Genomic DNA, 8,545 nt, shown 5'->3' on the forward strand with positions numbered 1-8,545 from the left:
GTTGACCACCACGGCGTTCCCCCGCCCGCGCGCGGCCCCGAACCACAGCTCGGCCACCGCGCTGGCGCGCAGCGGGTTGTCCAGGTACAGGGGATAGGCGATGTGCTCGGTGAGCAGGTCGGCCAGCGGTACGTCGTGCCAGTCCCAGTTGGGCGCGTACTCCGAGATGCCGGTGGCGCGGTCCACCTGTCCCGGCACGCTCACCCCGACCCCGAGCACCCGGGCGCCCTCGATGCCGGCCTGGGTGACCACCGAGCCGACCGCGGCGGCCACATGGCCCACCACCTGCTCCGGCAGGCTCTCGCCGGCGCGGACGTCCTCCTCGGCTCGGGCGAGGACGTTCAGTCCCAGGTCGAACAGCTCGACGTGGACGTACGTCTCGGCGATGTCGACGCCGATCAGCGCGCCCCCCGAGCTGTTGACCGCCACCAGGCCCCGGGGGCGGCCGCCGGCCGAGTCCTCGAAGCCGACCTCCGTGATCATGCGGAGGTCGAGCAGCTCGCCGACGAGTGTGGCGACCGTGGCGAGACTGAGGCCGGTGGCGGCCGCCAGCTCCTGCCGGGAGGTCGGTGACTCGGCGATGATCTGGCGCAGCACCTCGTAGCGGTTCGCGGTGCGGATGTCACGTGATGTGCGCTTCACCGGGGTGCCCATCCCTTCCCAGGCCGGCTCGGCCGGGTCGACTTCGGCACCGGCGCGGCGCAAGGCTATGGGCTGCCGGGACTTTCGACAAGGGGTTAGGAAAGGGGCTTTATAAAGTGCGCTCCTGGTGAGGGCCGGTGGGCGCCCGTGGTGGCTGATCGCGGCCTGCTCATGATGCCTCAGACGATGTCCCGTTTGCGGGGCACGTCGGCGCCTCGCTCCCAAGGGCCGTGCTCGCCACCGCCGCCGCGAGTTGCTGCTGCACCGGCTCGGGCAGCGTGCCGCCGCGCACGGTGTCCACCAGGTTCCCGGCCAGATGGTGCAGCTTGGTGTTGGTGTTCTGGGAGGTCCTGACCAGCACGCTCCAGGCGGCCTCGGGGCTCAGGCCGAAGGAGGCCATCAGGATGCCGCGGGCCAGGTCGATGGTCGGCCGGGTCTGCATGGCCCGCCGCAGCTGGGTGACCTCGGCGCGCAGGTCCTGGTCCTCGTCGCCCGCGGGCGGACCGGGCTCGTCGGCGGCCGGGTGTACAGCGTCCTGGTGCGGGCCCGGGGCCGCGAACAGCTCCCGGGCACCGGTCAGATCGAGCAGGCGCTCGACCGCGGGGCCGCAGGAGCGGACGATGACCGTCTTGCCCTCGTCGAGGGCACGCAGCCGCAGGTCCAGCAGCATGTTGAGCCCGGAGCAGTCGCAGAACCCGACCGCGTCCAGACGCAGGTCGATGCCGCTGCCCGACAACGTGAGGATGTCGTGCAGCTCCGGCAGCAGCCGCCTGCTGCCCAGGTCGAGTTCGCCCCACACGGTGACGGTGATCCGGTCGCCGTCCGGTACGACGTCCATGGTCGCCATGCATGGCGGGATCGCCGTCACCGAGTGCACAGGGTCCGGCATGGCCCCGTTCTCCCTTGTCTGTTCGCCGTGCCTCCGCCTTCCAGCGTTGCCCCATTACCCCACACCCGTCAATCAATACATGAAACGCAGTACGTGTTTTTGAATACGTGTACGCCTGGTCGGTAGAGTTGGGGCATGGATGGAGTGCCCGAGCCACACACCGGATGGACGTTTCTCACCAACCATGCCCGGGTGCTGGCAGCCATCGCCGACAACCACAGCGCCCGTATCCGGGACATCGCGGCTCACTGCCGGCTCACCGAACGCGCCGTCCAGAAGATCATCGCCGACCTGGAGCGGGACGGTTATCTCTCCCACACCCGGGAGGGCCGCACCAACACGTACCGGATCGACCCCGGCAAGGTGCTGCGGCACCCCGCCGAGGCCGGTCTGACCGTGGCGGCGCTGCTCTCCCTGCTCGTCGAGGACGAGGCCGACCGCGCCACGGCCCCCAGTGAACCCGGCCGGCCGCACGCCACGACCTGACCCTTCGGCCGCACGCCACGACCTGACCCTTCGGCCGTCCGCCGCCGGATGGCCGGGGCTCTCCTGCCGACGCGTCCGTTCCCGCTACGCGTCCGTTCCCACGCGTCCGTTCCCGCTACGCGTCCGTTCCCACGCGTCCGTTCCCGCTACGCGTCCGTTCCCACGCGTCCGTTCCCGCTACGCGTCCACTCCTGCTACGCCTCCATCAGCACGTCCCGCACGAAGGCATTGGCGAACGTCCCCTCCGGGTCCAGCTCCCGCGCCAGCGCCCGGAAGTCGCCGAGCCGCGGATACAGCCCGCGCAGGGCGGACGCCGGCACGGTGAACACCTTCCCCCAGTGCGGCCTCGCCCCGAACGGGGCCAGCGCCTCCTCGACCCGCCGCACCACCGGCAGCACCGCCGGCGTGTCCTCGACCCAGGTGAAGTGCGCCGCCACGGTGTCCCGGCCGTAGGAGGGGCTCAGCCACTGGTCGTCGCCGGCGACCGTGCGCACCTCGCAGGTCTGCAGGACCGGGGCGATGGTCTCCCGGATCGCGTCGAGCGCGTGCAGCATCTCGACGGCGTGCCCGCGCGGCAGCAGGTACTCCGACTGCAACTCCGCCCCGCTGCTCGGGACGAACTCCGCCCGGAAGTGCGGCAGCCGCTCGTGCCACGGCCCCGGCACCCCGAACTGCTCGGTGCAGTTGAGCGCGGGCATACCCGGCACCGGATGCATTTTCTCGGTGGCCGGAGCGGCCCACGGGAAGGCGGGCAGCGGCTGGTCGGAGCGCCGCTTGAGCCACACCTGCCGGAAGCCCGGTGCACCCCAGTCGGTGAACAGGCTGACGCTGTACCCCGTCGCCATCACCGTCTCGAACGTGCCGGAGTCCAGTCCCCGGAAGGGCAGTTCGGTGAACACGTGCTGCTCCACCTCGTACGCCGGCTCCAGGTCGAGGGTGAGCGCGGTGACGACACCCAGTGCCCCGAGCGAGGTGACGGCTCCGCCGAACCGCTCCTCGTCCCGGCCTATGGTCACCGTCGAGCCGTCCGCCGTGACCAGCTCCACCTCGCGCACGACCGCCGACAGCGGGCCGTTGAGCACGCCCGAGCCGTGGGTGCCGGTCGCGACCGACCCGGCCACCGAGATGTGCGGCAGCGACGCCATGTTGGGCAGGGCCAGGCCCTCGCCGTGCACCCGGCGGGCCAGCTCCGCGTAGCGCACGCCGCCGCCCACCCGGACGGTGCGGGCCGCCGTGTCGACGTCCACCTCCGGGGGCAGGCCGGCCAGCGACAGCAGGACGCCCTCGGCGCCCGGATCGGCGATCTCGTTGAACGAGTGTCCGCTGCCCAGCACCCGCACCCGGTCGCTCTCCGCGACGAGCGAGCGCAGCGCGGTGAGCGAGCCCGGCCGGTGCAGTTCCTTGGCCGCGTAGGTGATGTTCCCCGCCCAGTTGGTCACGGTCCCGTTCATCGCGTCGTCCTTCCCCGAGGCAGCGGGGACCGGGAGAGCCCCCGCCGGAACCTACCTCGCCGAGCCGTTCCATGCTCCTGCCGTCCATTGCTCCCGCCACCCGGCTCGGCCTACCGTGGAGAAGGTGTAGAGAGCGGTTTCTGTCCCGGGCCGCCCATCCATGCGTGTCCCGCTGAACCGTCTCCCTCAGCGCGCCGCCGAGCCGGAAGGTCACCTCCTTGAGCCAGCGCCCCCAGGCACTGTTCGCCATGACCGCCGAGAACGTGCCGCAGGTCTTCCCGCCCGAGGTGCTGGCGCGGCTGCGCGAGTCGGTGGACATCGATCCGGCGCTCGTGGCACGGGACTTCGCCGACCCGGGCGTGCGCGAGGCGCTGGCCCGGACCGAGATCCTGGTGACCGGCTGGGGCTGCCCCCGGCTCGACGAGGCGGTCCTCGACGCGGCCCCCCGGCTGCGCGCCGTGCTGCACTCGGCCGGCTCGGTCAAGTCCTTCGCCACCCCCGAGATCTGGCGGCGCGGCATCGCCGTCTCCTCGGCCGCGGCCGCCAACGCCCTGCCGGTCGCCGAGTACACCCTCGCCATGATCCTGCTCGCGGGGAAGGACGTCCTCGTCGCCCGCGACCGGATGCGCGCCACCCGCACCTCCTCCGGCTGGGGCGTCGTCCCCGGCATCGGCAACTACGGCCGCCGCGTCGGCGTCATCGGCGCCTCCCGCATCGGCCGGCGCGTCCTCGAACTGCTCCGCCCCTTCGACCTGCGGCCCGCCCTCACCGACCCGTACGTCGACGAGGTGGAGGCCGCCGCACTCGGCGTCCCCCTGCTGCCGCTGGACGACCTGCTGCGCACGTCCGACATCGTCACCGTCCACGCCCCCGAGACGCCCGAGACCCACCACATGATCGGCCGCCGCGAGCTGGCCCTGATGCCCGACGGGGCGGTGCTGATCAACACCGCGCGCGGCGCCCTGGTCGACCACGACGCCCTCGTGGCGGAACTGCGCGCCGGACGCCTGACCGCGATCCTCGACGTCACCGACCCCGAACCGCTGCCCGCCGACTCGCCCCTCTACGACCTGCCAGGAGCCTTCGTCACCCCCCACCTCGCGGGCTCCCAGGGCAACGAGCTGGCCCGCCTCGGCCTGACGGTCGCCGAGGAGGCGGAACGGCTGCTGACCGGCGGGAAACTGGCGTACGCGGTCGACCTGGCGGCACTGGAGCGCGCGGCCTAGGCCGCCTTGATCGTTCCTGGGTCAGGGCCACGACCCCAGCGCGTGGCCCGCAAGGAGGACGCACAGCAGCAGTTGGACCGCCCCGATGAACCGGTTCCCGGCCCGCAGCAGCAGGACGCCCGTCACTCCCATGGCCAGGGCCAGCGCCCCGAAGGACAGCAGTGGTGCCCAGTCCGCGGGCGGTGGGCCGGCCGGGGGCTGCCCGGCGCCGGCGTCCATCCGGCCCAGCCCCCGTACCGCGAGCAGGAGGACGACCAGAAACGCGGCCGCCGCGTCCGCCACCAGCATGAGCAGCAGGAGGCATCCCGAGGTGAACACATCATTCCCGGCGGCGGGCTGCTTGTCGGAGTGTTCTGGCATGTCCGTATCGTCGTGCGGAATTCACCGTTCCTGAAGGCTGGGGGGAGTGAGTTCCCGCTCGCCCGGGATCACAGGAGCTGGTACGCCAGGGAGTCGCGCCCCCGGCGTCGGCGGACATGGCCACGCCAACCCGCCAGCACCGCCATCAAGGTCCACGTCACCGTGCCGCCGACCAGGCCGCCCAGCCGGCCCGCGGCGTCCACCTCTTCCGCCTGCTCCATCGGGACCGCGCCCTCGGGGTCGCTGATGACGTCGAGCCGGTCACCCACCTTCGGAGCCCAGGCGTCACCGTTGAACCCCAGTTTCTCCTCCAGTTCCTTCCCGTCCGTGCCCCGGAGAGTGAAGCGATGGTTGTCGCTCGATGTGCCGGCCGCGGTATCGGCCACGATCACCACTTTCTCGCGCACGCCGCGCTGTTCCAGGGCTGCCTCGGGCGCGTACTGGACGGCCCCGACGAGGACGAACAGCGCGGGCACCGCGGACAGTACGGTCAGCCACAAGGCCCGGTGGAGAAGGAGCAGCAACACGGCGAAGGTGAGGCACAGGAGGAACCCGACGGCGATGGGCACCACCTCCGAGCCCAGGGTCAGGTACGCCACACCGGTGGTGGCTGCCGCGGACGCCCATCCGAACACCACCAGCCCGGCCGTTCGCCGCACCGACTTCCACGGGCTGACGGCCGGCCCGCCCGTCCTGCTCGGTGGTGTCCTCGTGCCGCTGCGTATGCCTGACATCCCCGCTCCTTCACACTCGCGGCCGTGGGCTCCGCCGCGGGACGGCACGCTACAGGCCGCCAGGCCGCTGATCGCGGGTCGGAGGGCGTTCGCCCGAGTCAGGGGCCCCGGTACCGGGCTCGCACACCCATGGGCATACCGTGAGGAGTCGTACGTCCGAGCCGGGAGGAGAGACGGAATGGGCAGCGGCAGCCGTACCGCGCTGGTCGAGGATCTGATGGAGCGGTTCCCGCACGTCCCGCGGGAGGCCGTCTTCAAGGAGGACCTGCTCCGCGGCGGCGTGGCCTTCGACCCCTCCGCGCTCAGCGACAACGAGGGCGGCGAGGTCAAGCCGAAGTCGTACTTCATCTTCTCCTTCGACCACGGCACCCTGCCCGAGCTGGGCGAGGCCGCGCTGCGCCGGCCGCCCGAGGAGATCATCCTCACTGGCGGCCCGTACGACCTGCGCCGGACCGTCGTCTCGGTGCGCGTGAACCCGTCCTCGCCGTACCGCGTCGCCGCGAACGAGGACGGCGTACTCGGTCTCTACCTCGACGGCAAGCGGATCGCCGACGTCGGCGTGCCGCCGATGCCCGAGTACTACCGGCACACCCTCGCGAGCGGGAAGTCCGTCATGGAGGTGGCCCCGACCATCCAGTGGGGCTACCTGATCTACCTGACCGTCTTCCGGGTCTGCCAGTACTTCGGTGCCAAGGAGGAGTGCCAGTACTGCGACATCAACCACAACTGGCGCCAGCACAAGGCCGCCGGACGCCCGTACACCGGGGTGAAGGACGTAGAGGAGGTCCTGGAGGCCCTGGAGATCATCGACCGTTACGACACGGCGAAGACCTCCACCGCCTACACCCTCACCGGCGGCGCCATCACCAAGACCGTCGCGGGCCGCGACGAGGCCGACTTCTACGGCCACTACGCCAAGGCCATCGAGGAGCGCTTCCCCGGACGCTGGATCGGCAAGGTCGTGGCCCAGGCGCTGCCGCGCGACGACGTCCAGCGCTTCAAGGACCACGGCGTGCAGATCTACCACCCCAACTACGAGGTGTGGGACGAGTACCTGTTCAAGATGTACTGCCCCGGCAAGGAGCGCTACGTCGGCCGCGACGAGTGGCACAAGCGCATCCTCGACTCGGCGGAGATCTTCGGCGCGCGCAACGTCATCCCCAACTTCGTCGCGGGCGTGGAGATGGCCGAGCCGTTCGGCTTCACCACGGTCGACGAGGCCATCGCCTCCACCACCGAGGGCCTGCGCTTCTTCATGTCGCACGGCATCACGCCCCGCTTCACCACCTGGTGCCCGGAGCCCACGACGCCGCTCGGCAAGGCCAACCCCCAGGGCGCGCCCCTGGAGTACCACATCCGTCTGCTCCAGGCGTACCGGCAGACCATGGAGGACTTCGGTCTCTCCTCGCCCCCCGGCTACGGTCCCCCCGGTGCCGGACGCGCGGTCTTCTCGGTCAGCTCCTTCATGGACAGCCTGCCGGCGGACGAACCCACCGCTGTTTGATAACGCTTCGATGACGTCGTCCATCATTGCGGTACGGCGTTGAGTCACAGGGCGGTTGTACCCGTACGGCATACAGACGCCGGAGCCGTGGGGGCACGCCGCCCTGTCCTGGTATCTGTATCTGAACAGGGCGCTTGTCAGTTGTGTGGGTGGCGTGAAAAGCTCTTGCCCTGCCTTCGGGGTTCCCCCCAACTCCATTGCCAATACGGTGAGTTGACCTCGCCTGTGGATGCAGGAGACCCATGCCCGACCTGCCGACCCCTCAGGACGCCGCCGAGGCCGCGCTGTTCTCCGAGTGCTGGGACGCGGTCCTCGCGTACGCCGACCTGTGCACGTCCGGCTCCACCGCCGCCGCACAGCTGGGCCGTGAGGCGTTCGCACACGGCACACGCGAGGCCCGCGCGGCCGAAACCGGCCCGGTGCGCAGCGCCGGCCGCCGCGCGGCCCGGCTGCCCCGGATACCCCTGCTGCTGACCGCCGTACGCACCACGGCCGCGGCTTGGGAAGAGGAGGGGCAGGGCCACAAACTCGACCCCGACCTGCGCCTGTGGCTCAACTCGGACAAGGCCGCCCGCTACACCGGCCCGCCCCTGACGCGCCCGATCGCGCTGCGCAGCCTGCGCGACCTCCAGCAGGCCGACGCGGAACTGCTGTGGCTGTCCGAGGTGGAGGCGCTGCCGCTGTCCGTGGTCGCCCGTCGCCTGGGCCTCGATCCGGCCACCGCCGCCGACGAACTCCAGCAGGTGCGCACCCTGTTCCGGGACCGCTGCCACCGCAACCACCTCGACTCCCCGATGGACGCCCAGTGCCGCAGCTACGCCCGGCTGCTGGACGCCGTCACCCGCTCCTCCCCGGCCGACACGCCGCGCGACCTCTCCCGGCACCTCGCCACCTGCGTCCAGTGCGCCGAGGCCGCGGCCTGTCTGCGCCTGCACGGCGGCGGACTGCCCGGGGCACTGGCCGGCGGGGTGATCGGCTGGGGCGGCCTCGCCTACCTGGAGCGCCGCCGCCGCGCCGCCGAGGTACGGCTCGGCGCCGGCCGTCCCGGCCCGGCGGACAAGGCGACCGGAGAACCGGAGGACGGGGAGCAGAAGGCGCGCGTCGCCCGCAACGGCCTCCTCGTCGCCGCCGTCCTGGTCTCCGTCCTCGCGCTCGGCGTCTCGATGATGCCGTTCGGCGGCTCCGGCGAGGACTTCGGGGCACGCGGCGAAGTCGGCCGTCAGCCGGTGGCCGACCCCAACCCGGAGCCGCCC

General features: G+C 71.7%; 9 protein-coding genes. 4 read left to right on the top strand and 5 right to left on the bottom strand.

The features are described 5' to 3' along the window. Both CA983_RS36555 and CA983_RS36560 read right to left on the bottom strand, forming a co-directional pair. Nucleotides 1-654 (bottom strand): ROK family transcriptional regulator (locus CA983_RS36555; RefSeq protein ID WP_208637115.1); only part of this gene is annotated, 654 nt, incomplete at its 3' end. A gap of 157 nt (nucleotides 655-811) precedes the next feature. Then, nucleotides 812-1,531 (bottom strand): ANTAR domain-containing protein, encoded by a 720-nt coding sequence (locus tag CA983_RS36560; RefSeq protein ID WP_244207243.1) that lies wholly within the window; start codon nucleotides 1,529-1,531, stop codon nucleotides 812-814. 135 nt (nucleotides 1,532-1,666) lie between these two features. Here CA983_RS36560 and CA983_RS36565 point away from each other — a divergent pair, with 135 nt between their 5' ends. Next, a complete protein-coding gene (locus tag CA983_RS36565) occupies nucleotides 1,667-2,017 on the top strand; it encodes a helix-turn-helix transcriptional regulator (RefSeq protein WP_086605043.1) in 351 nt (116 codons plus the stop codon). Nucleotides 2,018-2,211: 194 nt separating this feature from the next. On the opposite strand, the gene CA983_RS36570 is transcribed toward CA983_RS36565, so the two are convergent. Then, the gene (locus tag CA983_RS36570) at nucleotides 2,212-3,468 is read right to left on the bottom strand and encodes a D-arabinono-1,4-lactone oxidase (protein WP_086605044.1); all 1,257 of its coding nucleotides are present in this window, start codon (nucleotides 3,466-3,468) and stop codon (nucleotides 2,212-2,214) included. 218 nt (nucleotides 3,469-3,686) lie between these two features. Between CA983_RS36570 and CA983_RS36575 the strand changes: the two genes are divergently transcribed. After that, entirely contained in the window at nucleotides 3,687-4,694 is a 1,008-nt protein-coding gene (locus CA983_RS36575) for a hydroxyacid dehydrogenase (protein WP_086605045.1), read from the top strand. A 21-nt stretch (nucleotides 4,695-4,715) separates the two neighbouring features. Here the strand turns inward: CA983_RS36575 and CA983_RS36580 are convergent, their stop codons facing one another. Continuing rightward, on the bottom strand, nucleotides 4,716-5,054 hold the full coding sequence (locus tag CA983_RS36580; protein ID WP_167407531.1) for an inner-membrane translocator: 339 nt from the start codon (nucleotides 5,052-5,054) through the stop codon (nucleotides 4,716-4,718). A gap of 68 nt (nucleotides 5,055-5,122) precedes the next feature. Beyond that, nucleotides 5,123-5,788 (bottom strand): hypothetical protein, encoded by a 666-nt coding sequence (locus CA983_RS36585; protein WP_208637114.1) that lies wholly within the window; start codon nucleotides 5,786-5,788, stop codon nucleotides 5,123-5,125. A gap of 178 nt (nucleotides 5,789-5,966) precedes the next feature. Between CA983_RS36585 and CA983_RS36590 the strand changes: the two genes are divergently transcribed. After that, a complete protein-coding gene (locus tag CA983_RS36590) occupies nucleotides 5,967-7,292 on the top strand; it encodes a radical SAM protein (RefSeq protein WP_086605047.1) in 1,326 nt (441 codons plus the stop codon). 242 nt (nucleotides 7,293-7,534) lie between these two features. Beyond that, nucleotides 7,535-8,545: cellulose-binding protein (locus tag CA983_RS36595; protein WP_086605048.1), on the top strand; the 1,011-nt coding region annotated here is incomplete at its 3' end.

Origin of the sequence: Streptomyces swartbergensis (genome assembly GCF_002148965.1) — a bacterium.
GTDB lineage: Bacteria > Actinomycetota > Actinomycetes > Streptomycetales > Streptomycetaceae > Streptomyces > Streptomyces swartbergensis.

Excerpts from the sequence above, each read along its gene's own strand:
- CA983_RS36560 (WP_244207243.1), bottom strand. The coding sequence starts at position 1,531 with ATGCCGGACCCTGTGCACTCGGTGACGGCGATCCCGCCATGCATGGCG.
- CA983_RS36565 (WP_086605043.1), top strand. The coding sequence starts at position 1,667 with ATGGATGGAGTGCCCGAGCCACACACCGGATGGACGTTTCTCACCAAC.
- CA983_RS36570 (WP_086605044.1), bottom strand. The coding sequence starts at position 3,468 with ATGAACGGGACCGTGACCAACTGGGCGGGGAACATCACCTACGCGGCC.
- CA983_RS36580 (WP_167407531.1), bottom strand. The coding sequence starts at position 5,054 with ATGCCAGAACACTCCGACAAGCAGCCCGCCGCCGGGAATGATGTGTTC.
- CA983_RS36585 (WP_208637114.1), bottom strand. The coding sequence starts at position 5,788 with ATGTCAGGCATACGCAGCGGCACGAGGACACCACCGAGCAGGACGGGC.
- CA983_RS36590 (WP_086605047.1), top strand. The coding sequence starts at position 5,967 with ATGGGCAGCGGCAGCCGTACCGCGCTGGTCGAGGATCTGATGGAGCGG.